This window comes from Variovorax sp. YR566, assembly GCF_051992195.1.
Classification (GTDB): Bacteria; Pseudomonadota; Gammaproteobacteria; order Burkholderiales; family Burkholderiaceae_C; genus Variovorax.
In genome coordinates this window covers 2,425,160-2,445,687 of record NZ_CP197092.1, presented here as the reverse complement: position 1 = coordinate 2,445,687, position 20,528 = coordinate 2,425,160, and the positions used below count along the sequence as shown (strand labels likewise).

Below are 20,528 nucleotides of genomic sequence, written 5' to 3'. Positions count from 1 at the left end.
TGCTAGCGCCGCCCCGTAAAATTCCCAACATGACCTCGCCCACCCGCCCCATCCGCTCCCAGTACGAAGATTTCATGCGCCATGTCGACACTCATGGTGTCTTCAAGAGCGACCGCACGGGTACCGGCACCAAGAGCGTGTTCGGTCACCAGATGCGCTTCGACCTGAACGAGGGCTTCCCGCTGGTCACCACGAAGAAGGTGCACCTGAAGTCCATCATCCAGGAACTGCTGTGGTTCCTGACCGGCTCGAGCAACAACAACTGGCTCAAGGAGCGCGGCGTCACCATCTGGGACGAATGGGCGCGCGAAGACGGCGACCTGGGCCCGGTGTACGGCGTGCAATGGCGCAGCTGGCCCACGCCCGATGGCGGCCACATCGACCAGATTTCCGACGTCATCAAGACCCTCAAGACCAACCCCGATTCGCGCCGCATCATCGTGAGCGCGTGGAACGTGGCCGAGCTGTCGAAGATGGCGCTGATGCCTTGCCATGCCTTCTTCCAGTTCTACGTGGCACCGCCGCAGGCCGAAGGCGAACGCGGCAAGCTCAGCTGCCAGCTCTACCAGCGCAGCGCCGACATCTTCCTGGGCGTGCCCTTCAACATCGCAAGCTACGCGCTGCTCACGCACATGGTGGCGCAGCAGTGCGACCTCGACGTGGGCGACTTCATCTGGACCGGCGGCGACTGCCACATCTACAGCAACCACGCCGACCAGGTCGCGCTGCAACTGAGCCGCACGCCGTACCCGTACCCGACGCTGAACATCAAGCGCAAGCCGGACTCGATCTTCGACTACCAGTACGAAGACTTCGAAGTGCTGGACTACCGGCACGGCGATCCGATCAAGGCGCCCGTGGCGGTGTGAGCGGGATGAACAAGCCCAGCATCAACATCATCTTCGCCCGCGCCGCCAACGGCGTGATCGGCGCGAACAACACGATCCCCTGGCACATCCCGGAGGACATGGCGCACTTCAAGCAGCAGACCGCGGGCGCGCCGGTGATCATGGGCCGCAAGACCTGGGACTCGCTGCCGCCGCGCTTCCGGCCGCTGCCAGGCCGGCAGAACATCGTGGTGACGCGGCAGGCCGATTGGCAGGCCGAAGGCGCACTCCGCGCCAGCAGCCTGCAAGAGGCGCTGTCGCTTTGCGAATCGACTTCATCGAAGCCCGAGGCCGTGTGGGTCATCGGCGGCGCGCAAATCTACGCCGAGGCCGAGCCGCTTGCGCAACGCGCAGTGGTGACCGAGGTTGCGCGCGACTACGAAGGCGATGCCTACGCTCCTGAACTCGACGCCGCCGCGTGGCGCGAGACACAACGGGAATCGCATGTCTCCGCCAAGGAAGGCCTGGGCTTCAGCTTCGTGACTTACGAGCGCGTCGCCCCCACGAAGAAATGAGCGACAGCGCCCCGCACCGCTCGCCCGTGCCGGACTTGCGGCGCCGGTCGCTGGTGGCGGGCGCAGCGCTGCTCGCGGGCCTTGCGCCGCTGCAGGCGGTGCAGGCGGTGCAGGCAGCAGAGCCGCTCGAGCCCGACGAAGAAGCGCTCTTCATGACCGGCACGGCGCGCCCCACCGTCGACGGCAGGCTCGAAGTCGATATCCACGCGTGGATCTTCGAGCGCGAGCATCGCTGGGGGCTCAACACTGCCCTCGCACGCTACCTCGGCCTGAGCCTGAAGAAGCTCTCGCCCGCCGCACGCCTGCGCTTCAACCAGCGCACCGCGCTGTTCCATGCGGAGTCGGAAGAAGACAAGGTGATCGACGTCGACTTCGACGGCAGCCCCGCACGCGTGACGATGCCGCCATCGGGCAAGGACGGCCGCAGCAATCTGCGCATCGTGATCGACGCACCGCGCACGCCACTGCTGCCAACCTCGCCATCACCGCAGGAGTGGGTGCAGTTCCATGGCGTAACCGGCCCGGGTGAGCTGCTGCATCGCTTCAGGGGCCATGCGCTGGTCGTGCCCGCGCAGGGCGTGTCGGTCATCTCGGACATCGACGACACCATCAAGCGCACGCAGGTGCGCGACCGGCGCGAGATGCTGCTCAACACTTTCGCGCGCCGCTTCGAGGCCGCGCCGCGCATGGCGGCCTGGTATCGCGCGCTGGCGAAGACGCCCGACACGCGCTTCCACTACCTTTCGGCGAGTCCGATCCAGCTCTACCCGGCGCTCTCGGATTTCATCCGCAACGCCGACTTTCCCGCGGGCAGCATGCATCTGCGCGAAAGCACCACGTGGCGCACGCTGATTCCCGGCGAGCAGGATTCGCGCGAGCACAAGCTCGGCGTGATCAACCGGCTGCTCACCGAATTTCCGCAGCGCCGCTTCGTGCTGGTGGGTGACTCGGGCGAAGCCGATCCCGAGATCTACGCGCAAACGTTTCACTCGCATCCGCAGCGCATCGACAGCATCGTGATCCGCGACGTGACGGGCGAAGGCCGCACCTCCGATCGCTATCGCGCGACCTTCGAGGGCATCGATCCGGTGCGATGGCACATCGTGATGCCGGACACCACGGCGTGGCCCGTGCAAACGCTCAACTAGCCGCCGAGTTACCGGAAACAAACTGGCGCCTTCGTGGCTCCAGCAGCGCGAAAGGAACACTTCGGTACACCCGAGGAAAGGCATGCGCGGCGCAGGGTTTAGACAGCGCTAATTGTTTGTGCGCACAATGCCGTAAACGCCCTCAACCAAAAGGAGACGGCTCATGTCCATGGAATTTCTACGGGTTATCGCCGAGCAGAAATTGCCATACGTTATTCACACGCCGGCTGACATCGACAGGCTGCGCGTGCTGCGTGCGGCAGAGTTGGTGACTGCATTCATTCCGCCTTCGGACCGCGCCCCTGATGCGCGCGCGATCCGCCAGTTGGCCCAGGTCGAATCGATCACCGCCAAGGGCAAGCTGGCACTCAACAAAGCCACTTCGGCATTCATCGAGCTCTAGCAAGGCGCCCCCGCGGCTTCGCACGAGGCCCGCGACGTTCGCGCCATTGACGCGGCCCCGCGCTGCGCCCACCCGGGTTCCCCGGGTCCTCCATTCCGGTTACACATCGCGCCATCCCGCGCACGCGGGAGCACGCGCGCGATAGCACCGCCCCCGCCTTCCTGTCATTGAACTTTGGTCCGATGCGCCGGCGGGCGCTCTGCCTAGCATTCGGCTGCCTATTTGCGTGACAAAACCCTCATTTATGTAACTTTACAAAGCTCAGGCACTTGTTTTTGTTGAGGTTTGTCCAGCGCATGTGGGACCCCTCCCCAATTCTGGGGATTGTTAGCAAATATCTCGATTTGTATCTTCCATCCGTCTTTGATGCATGCCGGGACTGCAACGGCAACGGACCGCGCACCGCCCCAACCAGGCGACGAGCGTCGAGAAATTTCAACGTGTGTTCTTGTCAATTCAACCTTTTCTGAGAGCGAAAAATGTCGAATAGCCTGCAAAACTGGGTAGGACGCAATCGTCCGCCGCGCGTCCAGATCACCTATGACGTGGAGATCGGCGACGCCGTCGAAAAGAAAGAGCTGCCGCTGGTCGTGGGCCTGCTGGCCGACCTGTCGGGCCAGCCCGCACAGCCGCTGCCGAAGCTCAAGGAGCGCCGCTTCGTCGAGATCGACCGCGACAACTTCGATGAAGTTCTCGGCAACATCACCCCCCGCCTCGACCTCTCGGTGCCCGACACCATGAAGGGCGAAGGCAACCTGAAGATCGAACTGAACTTCAAGGAGTTCAGCGACTTCCACCCCGAAGCCATCGTGGACCAGGTGCCCCGCCTGGCCAAGCTGCTCGAAGCCCGCCAGCAACTGCGCGACCTGCTCGCCAAGCTCGACGGCAACGACGAACTCGACGACCTGCTCGAGCGCGTGCTGCTGAACACCGAAGACCTGAAGACGGTCCAGAGCCAGGCCAGGGCCGAAGCCGGCAGCGCACCAGCGCAAGCCGCCCCGGCCGCAGCCGCAGCCCCGCAAGCGGCTGCGGAAACCCAATCGTCCCCCGAAGCCGAAGCACCGGCAGCGTGATCAACCACGCCGGCCGCAGCCCTTCGGGCGCGACCCGGCAACTTTTGAATGGTGATAGAGATGGCCAACAAATCCAAAGCCGCTGAAGCCGGCAGCGCAGCAACCACCGTCACGACCAGTGACCTCGGTCTGCTCGACAAGATCGTCCTCGAAGGCAACATGACGACCGAGCCTTCGCAGGGCGCCTACGCGAAGAAGCTGATCGGTCAGCTGGCTTCGCAGATCCTCGACGAAGGCATGAAGACCAGCCCCGACAAGGGCGTGGTCACGCTGATCAACGAGCGCGTCGCCGAAATCGACCGCCTGCTGACCGACCAGCTCAACGCGATCCTGCACGCCCCCGAGTTCCAGGCCCTCGAAGCCTCCTGGCGCGGCCTGCACGACCTGGTGACCGGCACCGAGACCGGCAGCAACCTGAAGCTGCGCCTGCTCAACGTGAGCAAGAAGGACCTGCTGAAGGACCTGGAGACCGCCGTCGACCACGACACCAGCGTGCTCTTCAAGAAGATCTACGAAGAGGAATACGGCACCTACGGCGGCCACCCCTATTCGCTGCTGATCGGCGACTACTACTTCGGCCGCCACCCGCAGGACATCGCCCTGCTGGAGCGCATCTCCCGCGTGGCCGCCGCCGCGCACGCGCCTTTCATCGCAGCAGCCGCGCCCGCGCTGTTCGACTTCAAGTCGTTCACCGAACTCGGCATTCCGCGCGACCTGTCCAAGACCTTCGAAAGCGCCGAGCTCGCCTCGTGGCGCGGCTTCCGCGAATCGGAAGACTCGCGCTACGTCTCGCTGGTGCTGCCGAGCTACGCGGCTCGCCTGCCCTACGGTGCCAAGACCATTCCCGTCGAGAACTTCAACTACGAAGAAGACGTGGACGGCACCGACCACGGCAAGTACCTGTGGGCCAACGCGGCCTACCAGCTGGGCCTTCGCATCACGCAGGCTCACTCGCTGTACGGCTGGACCACGGCCATCCGCGGCGTCGAAGGCGGCGGCAAGGTCGACGGCATGGTGGCTCACGCCTACAAGACGGACGAAGGCGACATCGCCCTGAAGCCGCCGACGGAAGTGACCATCACCGACCGCCGCGAAAAGGAACTGAGCGACCTCGGCTTCATCGCCATCGTCAACTCCAAGGGCTCGAACACCGCGGCCTTCTTCGGCGGCCAGACCGTGAACAAGCCCAAGGTGTACGACAAGGATTCGGCCAACGCCAACGCGGCAGTCTCGGCTCGCCTGCCCTACATCCTGGCGGCCTCGCGTTTCGCGCATTACCTGAAGGTGATCGTGCGCGACAAGATCGGCAGCTTCCAGACGCAGGCCGACATGCAGAAGCACCTGAACAACTGGGTTGCCAACTACGTGCTGGTGAGCCCCTCGGCGCCGCAGGCCATGAAGGCCAAGTACCCGCTGAGCCAGGCCCGCGTGGACGTGACCGAAGTTCCGGGCAAGCCGGGCTCGTACCGCGCCATCGCCTTCCTGAAGCCGCACTTCCAGCTCGAGGAACTCTCGGCCTCGATCCGCCTGGTGGCCGACCTGCCGGCTGCCGCCGCCTGATCGCCCCCTTCATTCATCTGCATCGACAGACGAACCAACAGATTTACTGAAAGAACATTCACATGCCTATCTATCTCAAGATCCCAGGTGTCACCGGCCAAACCCAGATCGAGGGCCACAAGGACGAACTGGAAGTCCAGAGCTTCCAGTTCGGCGCCGGCCTCGCCGTGACGGCGGGCACCTCCAACCAGGAACGCACCGCGGGCAAGCCCAGCTTCTCCGAAATCACCGTGACCCGCACCAGCGACTCGGCCACGCCCCAGCTGCTGCAGAAGCTCGCCGGTGGCGAGGTGTTCGCGGGCGACACCATCATCACCTTCCCGCGCGAAGACAAGAGCGGCCTGCTGCCCTTGATGGTCGTGACCCTGACCGACGTCATCCTCAGCGGCCTCTCCGTTTCCAGCGGCGGTGACCTGCCGCAGGAAAGCGTCTCCCTGAACTACGCGGCCATCAAGGTCGAGTACACGAAGCAGAAGGAAGAAGGCGGCCAGGAAGGCATCGCACCGTTCGGCTGGGATCTCTCGAAGAACGTCGCGGTCGCATGACGGCTCGACGCTGACACCCGGCGCCTACCGTGTCCGAACTCATCAAAGGGGGCGTCGCGCCCCTGTTCGACCGGCTGGCGTCGGCGCCGTCCGAGCACGCCCGCGGCGCTGCTCATCTCGAAACGATGGAGTCCTTGCAGGACTCCATTGGTCGTGAGCTGCGCCGTCTGTTCAACACGCGCTCGCCGCTGTCGGCCGCCGACTATGCGCAGGGCAGCGGCACGGTGCTGGAGTACGGCATTCCGGATTTCTCCGCGCTCAGCGCGCAGAACGCCGCCGACTTGCAGCAGCTGGCTGCCACGCTGCGCCAGGCGGTGCAGCGCTACGAGCCGCGCCTGACGGACGTGAGCGTGCAAGTGAGCGCCACGCCCAACCGGCATGAAGTGGCACTGGTGCGCATCGGCGCGCAGGCGCGGGCCGGGCTCGCGCTGCGCCACGTGGATTTCGAAATGCTGCTCGGCACGCCCGACAGCCTGATGAAGGTCGCCTGACGTGTCCGACATCCAGCACAGCGACCTGCTGCAGTACTACAAGCGCGAACTGTCCTACCTGCGAGGACAGGGGTCGGACTTCGCCCAGCGCTATCCCAAGGTCGCCTCGCGCCTCTCGCTGCACGGCGGCGAGTCACTCGACCCGCACACCGAACGACTGATCGAGTCGGTGGCCTTCCTGTCGGCGCGCGTGCATCGCGACCTCGACCAGGAATTTCCCGACGTCGCCTACGCGCTGCTCGACAACCTCTGCCCGTCGCTGGTGCAGCCGCTGCCCTCGATGTCGGTGGCGCAGTTCGGGCTCGATCCGGCGCAGGGCAAGGTCACGGCGGGCTTTCGCGTGCCGCGCCACACCATGCTGCATGCGAGGACGCAAGCCACGCAGTCGCAGGAGTGCCGCTTCCGCACCGCATGGGACACCGTGCTGTGGCCACTGCGCATCGCGCACGCCGCCATCGACGCCGACGCCGTGCTTCGGCTCAGGCTCGAATGCAATACCGAAGCCGACTTCTCCGAGCTGGAGATCGACAGCCTGCGCATCCACCTGCAAGGCGACTGGATGACCACGATGCCGCTGTACGACGCGCTGGTGTCGGGCGTGAAGTCGGTAGGCATCACCCCCGAAGGCGGCACACTGCAGATGCTGCCGGCCGACGCATGGCGCGAGGTCGGCTTTGCCGAAGGCGAAGAAGTGCTGCCGCAGCCCGCCAACGCACAGCCCGCCTACGGCCTGCTGCAGGAGTACTTCGCGTTTCCGCGCAAGTTTCATTTCTTCGACCTGCATCACCTGCGCTCGCGCCTGGGCCGCGGACGCAGCTGCGAGCTGGTGTTCCAGCTCGATCGCACCACCAGGGTGCTGCGGCACATCGACGCCGACAACTTCCAGCTCGGCTGCACGCCCATCGTCAATCTGTTCCCGCGCGTGAGCGAGCCGCTGGTGATGGACCAGCGCCACTACGAATACATGCTGGTGCCCGACCGCCAGCGCGATGCCACCACCGAAGTGCATTCGATCGTCTCGGTGATCGCCTCCGACCCGGACGCCGACAAGCCCGTCGACGTGCCGGGCTTCGCCGCACTGGGCCATGTGGACGGTGCACAGGGCGCGCAGGGCGGCGCGGTGTTCTGGGCCGCGCGGCGCGAGCCCTGCCTGCGCCAGAACATTCCCGGCACCGACGTGTTCCTGTCCTTCGTCGACCAGGGCAAGACGCACAGCCGGCCCGCGCAACCGGTGGTCTACGCGCACCTGCTGTGCACCAACCGGCGGCTGGCCGAGCAGGTGCCCGTGGGCGCGCGCCTTGTGGCCGAAGGCCCGTCGCAGCCCACGCACGTGCGCTGCCTGTACGAGCCCACCGCGCAGCGCGATCCGCCGCTGGGCAGCGAAACGCTGTGGCGACTGGTGTCGCTGCTCACGCTCAACCACCAGTCGCTGGTGGACGGCTCCACCGGCCGCGAGCAACTGCGCGAGATGCTGCTGCTGTTCGCTTCCGACAGCCGGCGCGACCATGCGCAGATCCGCGGCATCGCCGGGCTCTCGGCGCGCGGCGTCACCGCCCACGTGGGCACCGAAGCCTGGCGCGGCTACTGCCGCGGCACGCAGGTCACGCTCGAATTCGAGGACGACGCCTTCGTCGGCGGCTCGCCTCTGATGATGTCGGCCGTGCTCGCGCGCTTCTTCGCGATGTACACCTCGGTGAACTCCTTCGTTCGCCTCGTGGTGCGCAACGGCGAAGAGGTCAGAAAACAGTGGGCTCCGATGACGGGCCGGCAGGTGGTTCTGTGATCGAACAACTCACCGCCCGCCCGCAGGACTTCAACCTGTTCCAGGCCATCAGCCTGCTCGAGCGCGCCGCGCCCGAGGCGGTGCCCGTGGGCCGTTCGCAAGGCCCGCGCGAACGAGAGGCCGTGCGGCTGCATGCCTTCGTCACGCTGGCGTTCGAGGCCAGCGACGTGCGCGAAGTCGGCACTGACGCATCGACCGGCGAGCCCTTCGAGCTCACCACGCCCGCCCTTTCGCTGGGCGGCAGCGGCGGCCCGCTGCCGATGCCCTTCACCGAGATGCTGCTGGAGCGCCGGCAGCAGCGCGACCACGCGACGGGGGACTTCCTCGACATCTTCAACCACCGCTTCCTGGCCTTCCTGTACCGCAGCCGCCGCAAGCACCACGTTGCGCTCAACCCGCAGTCGCCTTCGAGCTCCACGCTGGCGTCCACGCTCGATGCAGCCAGCGCACTGGGCCTGCGCGCCGGCGTGCGCGCACCCGACGGCTCCGCCCTGTGGCTGCGCCATGCCGGTCTGCTCGGCGGCGCGCCGCGCGGCATGACCGCGCTGCTGGCCCTGCTGCGCGACCGGCTCGGCGTGCAGGTGCACGGCACGCAGTTCCGCGGCCGCTGGCTCGCACTGGAACCCGATGCCTCGGCGCGGCTGGACATGCGCACGCCGCTGGGCGGCGGCGCCGTGCTCGGCAAGCGCGTGTGGGACCAGGGCGCCGGCATCCGCCTCACCTTCAGCAACCTGAGCCAGCAGCGCCTGCGCGCCCTGCTGCCGCGCGGCGCAGACCATGCGCTCGCCAAATGGCTGGTGCGCCGCTTCATCCCGCAAGACCTGAAGGTCGAGATGGAGCTGAGCCTCGCTCCCACCGAATTGCGCAGCAGCGTGCTCGGCGCCGCGAACCCGATGCGACTGGGCTGGACTTCATGGGTCGCGGGCCCGACCTTCCGCGGCGCACTGCCGCCCGTTCACCACACCTTGACCAGCGACGGCGGCGACGCGCCCGGCGCCTGACCCGAACACGCCTTATGGACATCGACATCCGCACCCTGCTCGGCCGGCTCAACCCGGAATGCAAGCGCGCCATGGAACAGGCCGCCGAGCTGTGCGTGCAGCAGACGCACTACAACGTCGACCTCGAACACCTGCTGCTGAAGCTGGTGGACAACGACGCCCCCGACCTGCGGCTGGTGTTCGGCCGCTTCGGCCTGCGTCCCGACACCGTGCAGGCGCAGTTGCAGAAGTCGCTCGACACCTTCAAGCGCGGCAACGGCCGCACGCCGAGCCTGACGCCCGACTTCGCGCCGCTGTTCCAGGAAGCGTGGCTCATGAGCTCGATGCTGCTGGGCCAGCAGCACATCCGCTCGGGCACGCTGATGCTGGCGCTGCTCGATGTGGACCGCCTGCGCGGCCGCCTGGTCGATGCCGCGCCCGCGCTGCTGCAGATTCCGCGCGGCACGCTGCGCGACGAACTCGCCGGCCTGCTGCAGTCCTCGCCCGAGGATGCGGCCGCTTCGGCACTGTCCGCCGCGCCGATAGCCTCGGCGCCTGCCGCGAACCAGTCGGCTGCGCCATCGGCGCCAGACGCCGGTGCGCCGCCGCTGCAGATGCCCACCGCGCGCCGCAACAACTCGGCCACGCCCTCGCTCGACCAGTACACGGTCGACATGACGCAGCTCGCGCGCGACGGCGCGATCGACCCCATCCGCGGTCGCGACGGCGAGATCCGCCAGATCATCGACGTGCTGTTGCGCCGCCGCCAGAACAACCCCATCCTCACCGGCGAGGCCGGTGTCGGCAAGACGGCCGTGGTCGAAGGCTTCGCGCAACGCGTGGTGCAGGGCGACGTGCCGCCCGCGCTGCGCCAGGTGTCGGTGCGCTCGCTCGACCTGGCGCTGTTGCAGGCGGGCGCCGGCGTGAAGGGCGAGTTCGAGAACCGGCTCAAGTCGGTCATTGCCGAAGTCAAGGCCTCGCCCACGCCGGTGATTTTGTTCATCGACGAGGCGCACCAGCTCATCGGCGCGGGCGGCGCCGAGGGCCAGGGCGACGCGGCCAACCTGCTCAAGCCTGCGCTGGCGCGCGGCGAGCTGCGCACCATCGCGGCCACCACCTGGGCCGAGTACAAGAAATACGTCGAGCGCGACCCTGCACTGGCACGGCGCTTCCAGGTCGTGAAGGTCGAGGAGCCGAGCGAAGAAGTCGCCATCGACATGCTGCGCGGCATGGTCGAGACGCTGGAGAAGCACCACGGCGTGGAGATCGTCGACGACGCCGTGCGCGAGGCCGTCAAGCTCTCGCACCGCTACATCACCGGCCGCCAGCTGCCCGACAAGGCCATCAGCGTGCTCGACACCGCCTGCGCGCGCGTGGCCATCGGGCAGAACGGGCTGCCTGCCGAGCTCGAATCGGCCGCGCGCGACATCTCCACGGGCGAGAGCGAGCTGCGCGTGCTGCGCCACGAGGCCGCCACCGGTGGCGACCACCAGGACGCCATCGCCGCGCTCACCTCGCGGCTCGACGTGCTGCGCCAGAAGCACAAGCGCCTGTCCGACAAGGTCGACGAAGAGAAGCACGCGGTGATGGAAATCGTCGCGCTGCGCCGCAAGATTTCTGACAGCCTGCGCGACAACGCACCGCCGCCCGACGAGGAGAACGACCCCGCGCTGCTCACCGCCGCGTTGCGCCGCCTCGAGAAGGGCCTGGAGGCATTGCAGAGCGACGAGCCCATGGTGCCCGTGTGCGTCGACGGCGTGATGGTGGCCGAAGTCATCTCCGGCTGGACCGGCATCCCGGTCGGCAAGATGATGACCGACGAGCTGCACACGGTGCTCAACCTGAAGGAGAAGCTCGCCGAGCGCGTGGTCGGGCAGGACGATGCACTCGACGCCATCGCGCGGCGCGTGCGCACCTTCCGCGCCGACCTCGACGACCCCGGCAAGCCCGTGGGCGTGTTCATGCTGGTGGGGCCCAGCGGCGTGGGCAAGACCGAGACGGCCTTCGCGCTGGCCGACCTGCTGTACGGCGGCGAGCGCAACGTCATCACCGTGAACATGTCGGAGTTCCAGGAGGCCCACACCGTCTCCAGCCTCAAGGGCGCGCCGCCCGGCTACGTGGGCTACGGGCGCGGCGGCGTGCTGACCGAGGCCGTGCGCCGCCGCCCCTACAGCGTGGTGCTGCTCGACGAAATGGAGAAGGCCCACCCCGACGTGCTGGAGTTGTTCTTCCAGGTGTTCGACAAGGGCACGATGGAAGACGGCGAAGGCGTGCAGATCGACTTCAAGAACACGCTGATCCTGCTCACCTCCAACGCCGCGCAAGACGTGATCACGCAGGCCTCGCAAGGCGGGCGCAGGCCCGACCCTGAAGAACTTGTGGAGCGGCTGCGCCCCGAGTTGCTCAAGCAGTTCAGCCCCGCCTTCCTGGGCCGGCTGGCGCTGGTGCCTTATCACCACCTGGGCGACGAGCAGATCCGCTCGATCGTGAACCTCAAGCTCGGCAAGCTGGCGCGGCGCTTCGCGCTGAACCACCACGCGACCTTCACGTGGGACGTGCAGGTGGAAGACGCCATTACCGCGCGCTGCACCGAGGTGGACAGCGGCGCGCGCAACATCGACCACATCCTGGCTCATGCGGTGCTGCCCGAGCTTTCGCGCCAGGTGCTGGAGCGCATCTCGATGGCCGCCGCGTTCACCGCGGTGCACATGGGCATGGACGGCGACGGTGCGTTCGCCTTCAGCTTCGAACCGGCAACGCTGAGCTGATAGATGAACATGCGCGAAGGCTTCACCCAGCACGCCGCCTTCCTGGCGGTGAAGACCGTGCTCGGGCCGGACGAACTGCTGCTCGACGCCTTCCAGGCCGCCGAGGGGTTGTCGCAGCTGTTCGCGTGCTCGCTCACCATGCGTTCCCCTTCGAGCGCGCTGAAAGCCGACGACCTGATCGGCACCTCGGCCACGGTTGTGCTGCAGCGGCCCGAGAAGGAAACCCGCTTCTTCAACGGCATCGTCTCGCGCTTCACCTACCTGGGCAGCAACCGGGACTTCGCGACCTACTCGCTCGAACTGGTGCCGCGCATGTGGCTGCTCACGCTGGGGCGCGACCGCGTGATCTACCAGAGCATGAGCACGCCCGACATCCTGCAGAAGGTGCTCGGCGAATTCGGCGTGGCCTTCAGCACGCAGCTGCAGGGCACCTACGCACCTCGCGAATACTGCGTGCGCTACGACGAGACAGCCTTCGACTTCATCTCGCGCCTGATGGAGGAGGAAGGCATCTTCTATTTCTTCACCTTCGCGGACGGCGCGCACACGCTGGTGCTGGCCGACAGCAACTCGGCGTGCATGCCCTGCCCCCACGCGGAAAAGCTCGTCATGCGCAGCAGCGAGGAAGGCTACGCGCACACCCATGCCGTCACCCGCTTCGAGTCGGACGCCCGGCTGGTGACCAAGGACCAGGCGGTGGACGACTACGACTTCCTCACGCCCGACACCGATCTGCGGGAGCAGCACGAGGGAAAGATCGGGCGCGGCCTCGACTACGAATATCCCTCGCGCGTGCCTGCGGCGGCCGGCGCGGCGCGCGCGCGCATCCGCCTGGAAATGCACCAGGCCGGCAGCCAGTCGGGCCGCGGCGACAGCCATTGCCACTACCTGACGCCGGGCACCACCTTCACGCTGGAAGAGCATTCCCGCGAGGATCTCAACGTGAAGCACGTGGTGCACAGCGTGCGGCACCACGCCGAGCGCGAGCACTACAGCAACAGCTTCGAGACCCTGCCTCCCGACCTGCCCTTTCGCCCGCAACGCCTCACGCCGCGACCGGTGGTGGCCGGCAACCATACGGCGCAGGTGGTGGGCCCGGCCGGCGAAGAAATCTGGACCGACGAGCACGGGCGCATCAAGGTGCAGTTTCCGTGGGACCAGCTGGGCAAGAAGAACGACAAGAGTTCGTGCTGGATCCGCGTCTCGCAGATGTGGGCCGGCAAGGGCTGGGGCGCCCTCTTCCTGCCGCGCATCGGGCAGGAGGTGGTCGTGAGCTATGTCGATGGCGATCCCGACCGGCCGCTGGTCTCGGGCAGCGTCTACAACGGGACGAACCCCACGCCGGTCACCCTGCCGGGCATGTCGTCGCAAAGCACGATCCGATCGCGCTCGACCAAGACCGGCGACGCGGGCAACGAGATGCGCTTCGAGGACAAGAAGGGCTCCGAAGAGTTCTACCTGCACGCCCAGAAAGACATGCGCGTGGAAATCGAGAACGACCTGACCACCACGGTGATGGCCGGTAATGAACTACATACCGTCACCAAGGGCAACCGCACGGTCAAGGTCGACACAGGCAACGAAACCCACTCGGTGAAGGGCACGCGGGCGCTGGACGTCACGGGCAACGAGACGCACGACAACAAGGCCAACTTCACACAGACGGTCACCGGCAACTACGAGCTCAAGGTCACGGGCAACCTGGTGATCGACGTGACAGGCACCCTGCTCATCAAGTCGGCCCAGACGCTGGACCTGAAGGCCGGCACCGACCTGGGCGCCAACGCCGGCGTCAACTTCAAGGCCGAGGCCGGCGTGGCGCTGTCGGCCAAGGGCGGCGCCTCGCTGTCGAACGAGGCGCCTTCGATCAGCAGCAAGGCTTCGGGCATGAACGCCGTCGAAGGCGGCGGCATGGTCACGCTCAAGGGCGGGCTGGTGAAGATCAATTGAACGATTGAACGCCATGGCACTTCCTTCCCTCCCAACAAAAGACCTGGCCTCGGTGCCCGAGGCCGTGGTGCGCGAAGCCCTCGACGGCGCCGGCCAGACGGTGGTGCGCGCGTCTTTCCTGGGCGATGTTCCGCACGGGCCGATGCAGGTGTTCTCGGCCGCGGGCAAGCCGGCGATGGAGGCCTCCTACCAGGCCGGCGTGCCGCACGGCGCCATGCGCCTGTTCGACGAACGCGGCCAACTGCTGCAGGAAACGCAGCGCTTCGGCGGCGTGGCCGAAGGCACCACGCGCAGCTACTACCCCAGCGGCAAGCTGATGCAGACACACCAGCACGTGCGCGGCACGCTGCACGGCGATGCCGTGGCGTATGCCGAGTCAGGCGACGTCACGGCACGGTTGCGCTACGTGGCCGGCCGCCTCGAAGGCGAAGCCACCTACTACAACGAAGGCCGCATGGTGCGGCGCGAGCAATACCGCGCCGGCCTGCTCGACGGCGAAGTGCTCGACTACCTGGCAAGCGGCGGCGTGGCGCAGTCGTCCACCTACGTGGCCAGCGTGCTGCACGGCCCGCTGCGGCGCTTCTGGCCCAACGGCCAGCTGATGGAAGAAATCGCGTACCGCCAGGGCAAGCCGCACGGCAACCCGCGCCGCTTCGACCAGACCGGCCACGAGGTCGTGGAGACAGCCGCATCGCCGGGCTTCATGAAGAGCCTGGAAAAACTCGTGAGGGGAGGCTGAGCCATGGGCATGCACGTCTGCATGGGGGCCACGCTGCAGTGCAGCTTCGGCGCCGCGCCTTCCAACCTCGTGGTGCTGCCCGTGAACGCGGTGGTCACCAGTGGCGTGCCGGCGGCCACCATCATGGACAACAAGCCGATCGCCAACATCCTGCCCTTCGGCACCTGCAACAGCATGTCGAACCCGATGGTGGCCGCGGCCACCGCCGCCGCGCTCGGCGCCTTCACGCCGATGCCCTGCATTCCGGTAACGGCCGCGCCCTGGGCGCCCGGCTCGCCCACGGTGCTGGTCGGCAGCATGCCCGCCCTGCAGGACAGCTCGAAGCTCGCATGCAACTGGGGTGGCGTGATCCAGGTCGTCGTGCCGGGGCAGTTCACTTCAATGGTTCCCTGACCGATCCCTACTAACTCATGTCGCAATACGTTTTCACGATGAGCTCCCGCATGGTCGCCATCACGGTGACCTGCCTGGTGCTGCTGTGCGTCCTCCTGTTCCTGATGGGCGTGGAGATCGGCAAGCTGCTGGCACCTGCGCCCATCCCTTCGGCTCCCGCCGCCGTGGCGCCTGCGCCGCTGCAGTCGCCCTCCCCCGCACCTGCCCCCACAGCCGCGCCGGCTCCCGCCGCCTCCACCCAATGACCAAAGTAGATCAAAGCATGTCGAACAACACACGACACCTCACGGGCATGCACAGCGCGCTGCGTCGCCTCGCCCTTCCAACATTGCTGGCGCTGGCCGGCCTCTGCGCGGGTGGCCCCGCTGGCGCGGCAGGCGAACGGCCCGTGGCGCAGGGCGTGATCGCCGTGCCAGCCGCACTCGCTGCGCCCGCCGCTGCGGTGCCTGCGCCCACGTTTCCGGTCGAGCCGGCAGCCCCTGTCGCGCCACCGGCACCCGTGCTCACCAACGGCCTCGTGCGCGTGCCCGACGGCCGCCTGCTCGCGCCCGACATCGCGCGCATCGTGACGCGCGGCGAGCTCGTGGTGGCCATGCTCAAGGTCGACACGCCGCCGTTCTTCTTCTTCGACGACGCCGGCCAGTGGACCGGGCTCGAGGTCGGCCTGGCGCAGTCGCTCGCCAAGGAGCTGGGCGTCAAGCTGCGCTTCAACCGCGAGGCCGGCACTTTCAACGCGGTGGTCGACCTGCTGGCCAACGGCCAGGCCGACCTGGCCATCAGCAAGCTGTCACGCACGCTGGCACGCACGCAGACCATCGCGTTCAGCGACGCCTACCTCACGCTGAACCACTCGCTGATCCTGAACCGCGTGAAGTTCGCGCAGCTCTCGCACGGGCGCCCGCTGCCGGAGGTCATCCGCAACTTCAACGGCAGCATCGGCGTGATCGCCAAATCTTCTTTCGCGGACTACGCGCGCACCAACTTCCCGCACGCCAAGGTGCAGGAGTTTCCGACCTGGAACGAGGTGCTGGTGGCCCTGCACAAGGGCGAGATCGTGAGCGCCTATCGCGACGAGTTCGAGGTCAAGCGCGTGCTCAAGGCCGACCCGACCGTATCGCTCGTGCTGCGCACCGTGACGCTGAAGGACCTGGAAGACACCCTCGGCATCGGCGTTGCCGTGACCGACACCACGCTGCTGGCCTACGTCAACCAGTTCCTCGCCCAGCGCACCGAGAAGCTGGACATCCAGAAGGTGCTGCAGGCACTCGATCGCTGAGCCGCAAAGAACACGCACCCATCATGAATTCCTCCAAGCTCTACGCCTTCGTCCTCAACCCCTGGGTCGTGATCATCAGCCTCGGGGCCGGCGTGGCCTTCGGCATGCTCGCACCCCCGCTCGCGACCACCCTCAGCTTCGTGGGCGACATCTACGTCGACCTGCTGAAGATGATCACGCTGCCCTTCATGGTCTCGGCCGTGATCTTCAGCCTGCAGCGGCTGTTTCGCGACGGCGGCACGGCCAGCCTGCTGGGCCGCGTGGCGCTGGTGTTCCTCGCGTTCTCGGCCTTCGTGGCCATTGCCGGCGCGGCCACGCTGCTGCTGCTTCGCCCCGGCGAGAACCTGCCGGCCAGCACCATGCAGACCTTCGGCCAGATCGTCGGCGGCGACCTGAGCGCCAGCGACACGGCCATGAGCCTGCGCGGCACCGACGAAGTGAAGAAAACCGCCAGCTTCGCCGACATGCTGGTGAGCCTGGTGCCCGCCAACATCTTCACGGCACTGGCCAACGGCGACACGCTGAAGACGCTGGTGTTCGCGCTGCTGTTCGGCCTGGCGGTGGGGCACGTGCCCACGCGCATTTCCGACGGCCTCACGCAGGCGCTCGAAACCGTCTATCACGCCTGCCAGACGCTGATGCGCTGGCTGAGCTTTCCGCTGCCGGTGGTGCTGTTCTGCATGAGCGCGGCACAACTGGGCAAGACGGGCATCGAGCCGCTGCGCGCGATGGGCGCCTTCGTGCTGGCCTTCCTGGTGGTGTCGACGGTGCTGCTGGCGGTGGCGTGCGTGATCATCTGGAAGCGCTCCAACGGCACGCTGGGGCAGACGCTCAACGCCATGCGCGGCCCCTTCGCATTGGCGCTGGCCACGCGCAGCAGCGCCACCTGCATGCCGATCATGATCGAGAGCCTGGTCACGCGGCTGGGCTTCGCGCGCTCGCGGGTTGAATTGCTGGTGCCGCTCACGGTGTCGCTGCTGCGCATCGGGCCCGTCGTGTACTACGTGTGCGCCACGCTCTTCATCGCGCAGATCTACGGGCGCTCACTGTCGCCGGTGGAAATCGGCATCGTGCTCACATCATCGGTGCTCGCGGGCTTTGCCTCTGCGGGCATGACGGGGCTGGTGACGGTGTCGCTGATCGGCATGACCTGCACCTACCTGGGCCTGCCCTTCGAGGCGGCGTTCATCCTGTTCCTGGCGGTAGACCCGGTGTGCGACATGCTGCGCACGCTGGTGCTAGTCATTGGCAACACCGCGGCCGTCGCTGTCGTGTGCCCCCGGCCACTGAAGATCTAGAGGGCACGCACTCATGTCACGCATCGGCGTTCTCGGCGGCATGGGCCCATCGGCAACGGTGGACTTCATGGAAAAGATCATCCAGCTCACTCCCGCCACGCGCGACCAGGAGCACTTGCCGGTGATCGTGGCAAACCTGCCGCACGTGCCGGACCGCTCCAGCGCCATCCTGGGCACGGGGCCCGACCCGCTGGGCGCGCTGCTCGCGGGCATCGACGTGCTCAATGACATCGGCGTGGGCGTGATCGCGATTCCCTGCAACTCGTCGCACCACTGGTATGCGCAGATGGTCGAGCACAGCCGGGCCCCGGTGATCCACATCGCGCAGTCATGCGTGGCCGCCATAGCCACGACACCGGGCGAACGGCCGGTGCGGGTGGCGGTGCTCGCCACGCGCGGCGCGCTGGCCTCTGGCTTCTACCAGCAGGCGCTGCGCGAACGCGGCATCGACTTTCTGGTGCCCGACGCCACGAACGGCCAGGACCATGTAGACGCCTGCATCCGCGCCGTGAAGGGTGGTGACGTGCAGGCCGGCGCGGCAGCCTTCGAGCTTGCGCTGGAAGCGCTGTCCGCCACCGGCGCCACCGTGGTGATCATGGGCTGCACCGAATTGCCGATCGCCGCGAAGGCAGCGAACGCCGCCGGGCACAGCACGCTGATGCTGATCGACAGCTCGCTGGAGCTGGCCCGCGCCACCGTCGCCTTCGCACTCGACAAAGGATGGAACAAGCCGACATGGGTTTCCTGACGCGCATGTCCCACAGCCTGCTCGCCCTGCTTCTGTGCATGGCGGCAGGCGGAGTCGTGGGCGTCTATGCGCCCGTGGTGGGCGACGTGGGGTACACGGCAGCGCAGGTCTACCTGGCCATCGTGAGCATGGCAGCCATTCCGCTGCTGGTGGTCGCCACTTTCTTCGGCCTGCGCCAGACCATGGGGCTGCCCTTTCCGGGACGGCGCATCGCGATGATCGCGGGCCTTGCGCTGCTGCTGGTGATGAGCTGCGCGGGCACCGGGCTGGCACTGGGCTGGGTGAACGCACCGGGCGCGCACCTGGACGCCGAATCGCGCGAGCACCTGGGCGAACTGGTGCAGCAGGCCGGCGACGGCGGCGACCTCGAAATGCGCCTGCACGACAGCAGCACGCAGGCAACGGCCATCGAGCGCCCCCGCGTCACGCTGGTGCCCGACAACTTCTTCCGCGTGCTGGTGGAGGGGCGCTCTCTGGGCATCCTGTCGTGCGCGCTGCTGTTCGGCCTGGCCTTTGCCGCGCTGGCGCGCACGCAGCACGCCGCGCTCAACCACATGTTCGAGGGCATCTACCGCACGCTCGAACTCATCATCGCGCGCGCCAACATCCTGCTGCCGGTGGTGGCCTTCGGTATGTCGGCGCACGTGTTCGCGCAGACCGACGCGGTGACGATCCGCGCCATGAGCGGCTTCCTGCTGCACTTCGTGGCGCTGGTGGCGCTGCTGGCCGCAGGCGCCATCGCGGTGATCCACCAGCGCGGCAACCAGCCGCTGGCCGATGTGCTGCAGCACCTGAAGACGCCGATGCTGGTAAGCCTGATGTCGTCGAGCACCACGGCCAGCATTCCGCACACCATCGAGGCGATGAGCGCGCGCCTGGGCTTCAGCCGCGGCATCGTCGAGCTGGTGGTGCCCACCGCCTCGGTGTTCCTGCGCGCGGGCTCGGCGCTGTACTACGTGCTGCTGGCGCTGTTCGTGGCCAACCTCTACGACCGCACGCTCAGCGCGGCCGACATCGGAATGATCGGCATGGGCGCGACGGTTGCGGCCTTCGCCTCGGCCGGCAACAACAGCCTGACCAACGTGGGCTACGCGGGCATCGTGCTGGCGATGCTGCAGCTGCCCATCGAGGCCGCGCTGGCGCTGTTCCTGGCCATCGACCTGATCTGCGAGGGGCCGCGCAACCTGCTGACGCTGCTGGCCACCTGCGTGCTGATTTCCGTCGTGTCGGCGGGCCTGCCGTCGGAGCGCGTGACGGCGCCCGCCGCCGACGCGGCACCCGCGAAGCCGCTGCGCTTCGTGCTCACGCGCGGCAACGTCATGCTGCTGGCGGGCTGCAGCGTGCTGGCCTCCCTGCTGATTTTGCTGATGGGCATTGCCGTGGGCGCGCGGCAGGCACAGCCCTCCGCCGCGTATGCGACTTCGGCCGCGGCGAACCCTGGAATATCGCGATGAACCGCACAAAGACTCTTCTCTTCAGATGGATCGCCGCCCTGCTGCTGCTCTCGCAGCTGGCCGCATGCGGCAGCCTGTTTCCCAAGGGCACGCGCGTGAACTGGAGCGAGCTCACGCTGTCGGCCTCGCCCGACGCCAACCAGAACAGCCCGGTGGCGGTCGACGTGGTGATGGTGCTCGACGACACCATGCTCGCCCGCATCACCGAGCTCACCGCAGCCAAGTGGTTCGGTGCGCGCGCCGACCTGCAGAAGACCTTTCCGCAGAGCCTGTCTTACCTCTCGTGGGAGCTGGTGCCGGGCCAGACGATTCGCGTGCCCTCCAGCGCCTTCGGCTCGCAGCGCGTGGCGGCCGTGCTCGTCTTCGCGAACTACACCACGCCCGGCGCCAATCGCGTGCGGGTGGAAGACCTCAAGGGCGCCGTTGTCGCCCGCTTCGACGTTCAAAGCTTCGACGTGTCGACCACACGCTGAACAACCCGGACCCTCGCCAGTGAACACCGCATTCCATCTTTCTT

At 67.2% G+C, this 20,528-nt stretch carries 20 protein-coding genes; all 20 read left to right on the top strand.

Annotated features, from left to right (window positions below):
* The first annotated feature begins 29 nt into the window (after positions 1-29).
* The 20 genes from ACTG4X_RS11330 (at position 30) to ACTG4X_RS11235 (ending at position 20,484) form a co-directional block, all read left to right on the top strand.
* Positions 30-869: a thymidylate synthase gene (locus tag ACTG4X_RS11330; RefSeq protein WP_440533831.1), complete on the top strand. Its 840-nt coding sequence runs from the start codon at positions 30-32 to the stop codon at positions 867-869.
* A gap of 5 nt (positions 870-874) precedes the next feature.
* Entirely contained in the window at positions 875-1,402 is a 528-nt protein-coding gene (locus tag ACTG4X_RS11325; protein ID WP_097199645.1) for a dihydrofolate reductase, read from the top strand.
* Positions 1,399-2,550 (top strand): phosphatidate phosphatase App1 family protein, encoded by a 1,152-nt coding sequence (locus ACTG4X_RS11320; RefSeq protein WP_440533830.1) that lies wholly within the window; start codon positions 1,399-1,401, stop codon positions 2,548-2,550. The genes ACTG4X_RS11325 and ACTG4X_RS11320 overlap by 4 nt, the downstream gene beginning before the upstream one ends.
* Before the next feature lie 163 nt (positions 2,551-2,713).
* Positions 2,714-2,953, top strand: coding sequence for a hypothetical protein (locus ACTG4X_RS11315; protein WP_007829428.1), 240 nt, complete (start codon positions 2,714-2,716; stop codon positions 2,951-2,953).
* A 479-nt stretch (positions 2,954-3,432) separates the two neighbouring features.
* Positions 3,433-4,026: a type VI secretion system contractile sheath small subunit gene (gene tssB, locus ACTG4X_RS11310; protein ID WP_307617204.1), complete on the top strand. Its 594-nt coding sequence runs from the start codon at positions 3,433-3,435 to the stop codon at positions 4,024-4,026.
* Between the two features lie 60 nt (positions 4,027-4,086).
* Positions 4,087-5,586 (top strand): type VI secretion system contractile sheath large subunit, encoded by a 1,500-nt coding sequence (tssC, locus tag ACTG4X_RS11305; RefSeq protein WP_093058321.1) that lies wholly within the window; start codon positions 4,087-4,089, stop codon positions 5,584-5,586.
* 62 nt (positions 5,587-5,648) lie between these two features.
* Positions 5,649-6,131, top strand: coding sequence for an Hcp family type VI secretion system effector (locus tag ACTG4X_RS11300; RefSeq protein ID WP_093058217.1), 483 nt, complete (start codon positions 5,649-5,651; stop codon positions 6,129-6,131).
* A gap of 29 nt (positions 6,132-6,160) precedes the next feature.
* Entirely contained in the window at positions 6,161-6,622 is a 462-nt protein-coding gene (gene tssE / locus ACTG4X_RS11295) for a type VI secretion system baseplate subunit TssE (protein ID WP_093078879.1), read from the top strand.
* Between the two features lies 1 nt (position 6,623).
* Positions 6,624-8,405 (top strand): type VI secretion system baseplate subunit TssF, encoded by a 1,782-nt coding sequence (gene tssF, locus ACTG4X_RS11290; protein ID WP_440533829.1) that lies wholly within the window; start codon positions 6,624-6,626, stop codon positions 8,403-8,405.
* Positions 8,402-9,406, top strand: coding sequence for a type VI secretion system baseplate subunit TssG (gene tssG / locus ACTG4X_RS11285; protein WP_256329589.1), 1,005 nt, complete (start codon positions 8,402-8,404; stop codon positions 9,404-9,406). Before tssF ends, tssG begins: the two co-directional genes overlap by 4 nt.
* Positions 9,407-9,420: 14 nt before the next feature.
* Entirely contained in the window at positions 9,421-12,153 is a 2,733-nt protein-coding gene (tssH, locus tag ACTG4X_RS11280; protein ID WP_093177958.1) for a type VI secretion system ATPase TssH, read from the top strand.
* Between the two features lie 3 nt (positions 12,154-12,156).
* Positions 12,157-14,103, top strand: coding sequence for a type VI secretion system Vgr family protein (locus ACTG4X_RS11275; RefSeq protein WP_440533828.1), 1,947 nt, complete (start codon positions 12,157-12,159; stop codon positions 14,101-14,103).
* 13 nt (positions 14,104-14,116) lie between these two features.
* Positions 14,117-14,842 (top strand): toxin-antitoxin system YwqK family antitoxin, encoded by a 726-nt coding sequence (locus tag ACTG4X_RS11270; RefSeq protein ID WP_440533827.1) that lies wholly within the window; start codon positions 14,117-14,119, stop codon positions 14,840-14,842.
* A gap of 3 nt (positions 14,843-14,845) precedes the next feature.
* Positions 14,846-15,235: a DUF4280 domain-containing protein gene (locus tag ACTG4X_RS11265; protein ID WP_093078883.1), complete on the top strand. Its 390-nt coding sequence runs from the start codon at positions 14,846-14,848 to the stop codon at positions 15,233-15,235.
* Between the two features lie 38 nt (positions 15,236-15,273).
* Positions 15,274-15,480 (top strand): hypothetical protein, encoded by a 207-nt coding sequence (locus ACTG4X_RS11260; RefSeq protein ID WP_256330894.1) that lies wholly within the window; start codon positions 15,274-15,276, stop codon positions 15,478-15,480.
* Positions 15,477-16,511, top strand: coding sequence for an ABC transporter substrate-binding protein (locus tag ACTG4X_RS11255; RefSeq protein WP_440533826.1), 1,035 nt, complete (start codon positions 15,477-15,479; stop codon positions 16,509-16,511). Before ACTG4X_RS11260 ends, ACTG4X_RS11255 begins: the two co-directional genes overlap by 4 nt.
* A gap of 23 nt (positions 16,512-16,534) precedes the next feature.
* Complete coding sequence (locus ACTG4X_RS11250) at positions 16,535-17,809, top strand: dicarboxylate/amino acid:cation symporter (RefSeq protein WP_093058209.1); 1,275 nt, start codon at positions 16,535-16,537, stop codon at positions 17,807-17,809.
* A 13-nt stretch (positions 17,810-17,822) separates the two neighbouring features.
* Complete coding sequence (locus ACTG4X_RS11245; RefSeq protein WP_440533825.1) at positions 17,823-18,557, top strand: aspartate/glutamate racemase family protein; 735 nt, start codon at positions 17,823-17,825, stop codon at positions 18,555-18,557.
* Positions 18,530-20,011 carry a dicarboxylate/amino acid:cation symporter gene (locus tag ACTG4X_RS11240; RefSeq protein ID WP_440533824.1) on the top strand — a complete coding sequence of 494 codons (1,482 nt, stop codon included), beginning with the start codon at positions 18,530-18,532 and terminating at the stop codon, positions 20,009-20,011. Before ACTG4X_RS11245 ends, ACTG4X_RS11240 begins: the two co-directional genes overlap by 28 nt.
* Positions 20,008-20,484 (top strand): hypothetical protein, encoded by a 477-nt coding sequence (locus tag ACTG4X_RS11235; protein WP_093058207.1) that lies wholly within the window; start codon positions 20,008-20,010, stop codon positions 20,482-20,484. The genes ACTG4X_RS11240 and ACTG4X_RS11235 overlap by 4 nt, the downstream gene beginning before the upstream one ends.
* Positions 20,485-20,528: the final 44 nt, after the last annotated feature.

What these genes read in the sequence shown, in the direction of transcription:
- tssC (WP_093058321.1), top strand. Translation starts at nt 4,087, where the DNA reads ATGGCCAACAAATCCAAAGCCGCTGAAGCCGGCAGCGCAGCAACCACC.
- ACTG4X_RS11255 (WP_440533826.1), top strand. Translation starts at nt 15,477, where the DNA reads ATGACCAAAGTAGATCAAAGCATGTCGAACAACACACGACACCTCACG.
- ACTG4X_RS11240 (WP_440533824.1), top strand. Translation starts at nt 18,530, where the DNA reads ATGGAACAAGCCGACATGGGTTTCCTGACGCGCATGTCCCACAGCCTG.
- ACTG4X_RS11325 (WP_097199645.1), top strand. Translation starts at nt 875, where the DNA reads ATGAACAAGCCCAGCATCAACATCATCTTCGCCCGCGCCGCCAACGGC.
- ACTG4X_RS11275 (WP_440533828.1), top strand. Translation starts at nt 12,157, where the DNA reads ATGAACATGCGCGAAGGCTTCACCCAGCACGCCGCCTTCCTGGCGGTG.
- ACTG4X_RS11245 (WP_440533825.1), top strand. Translation starts at nt 17,823, where the DNA reads ATGTCACGCATCGGCGTTCTCGGCGGCATGGGCCCATCGGCAACGGTG.
- ACTG4X_RS11330 (WP_440533831.1), top strand. Translation starts at nt 30, where the DNA reads ATGACCTCGCCCACCCGCCCCATCCGCTCCCAGTACGAAGATTTCATG.
- ACTG4X_RS11260 (WP_256330894.1), top strand. Translation starts at nt 15,274, where the DNA reads ATGAGCTCCCGCATGGTCGCCATCACGGTGACCTGCCTGGTGCTGCTG.
- tssB (WP_307617204.1), top strand. Translation starts at nt 3,433, where the DNA reads ATGTCGAATAGCCTGCAAAACTGGGTAGGACGCAATCGTCCGCCGCGC.
- tssH (WP_093177958.1), top strand. Translation starts at nt 9,421, where the DNA reads ATGGACATCGACATCCGCACCCTGCTCGGCCGGCTCAACCCGGAATGC.
- ACTG4X_RS11315 (WP_007829428.1), top strand. Translation starts at nt 2,714, where the DNA reads ATGTCCATGGAATTTCTACGGGTTATCGCCGAGCAGAAATTGCCATAC.
- ACTG4X_RS11265 (WP_093078883.1), top strand. Translation starts at nt 14,846, where the DNA reads ATGGGCATGCACGTCTGCATGGGGGCCACGCTGCAGTGCAGCTTCGGC.
- ACTG4X_RS11235 (WP_093058207.1), top strand. Translation starts at nt 20,008, where the DNA reads ATGAACCGCACAAAGACTCTTCTCTTCAGATGGATCGCCGCCCTGCTG.
- ACTG4X_RS11300 (WP_093058217.1), top strand. Translation starts at nt 5,649, where the DNA reads ATGCCTATCTATCTCAAGATCCCAGGTGTCACCGGCCAAACCCAGATC.
- ACTG4X_RS11320 (WP_440533830.1), top strand. Translation starts at nt 1,399, where the DNA reads ATGAGCGACAGCGCCCCGCACCGCTCGCCCGTGCCGGACTTGCGGCGC.
- ACTG4X_RS11270 (WP_440533827.1), top strand. Translation starts at nt 14,117, where the DNA reads ATGGCACTTCCTTCCCTCCCAACAAAAGACCTGGCCTCGGTGCCCGAG.
- ACTG4X_RS11250 (WP_093058209.1), top strand. Translation starts at nt 16,535, where the DNA reads ATGAATTCCTCCAAGCTCTACGCCTTCGTCCTCAACCCCTGGGTCGTG.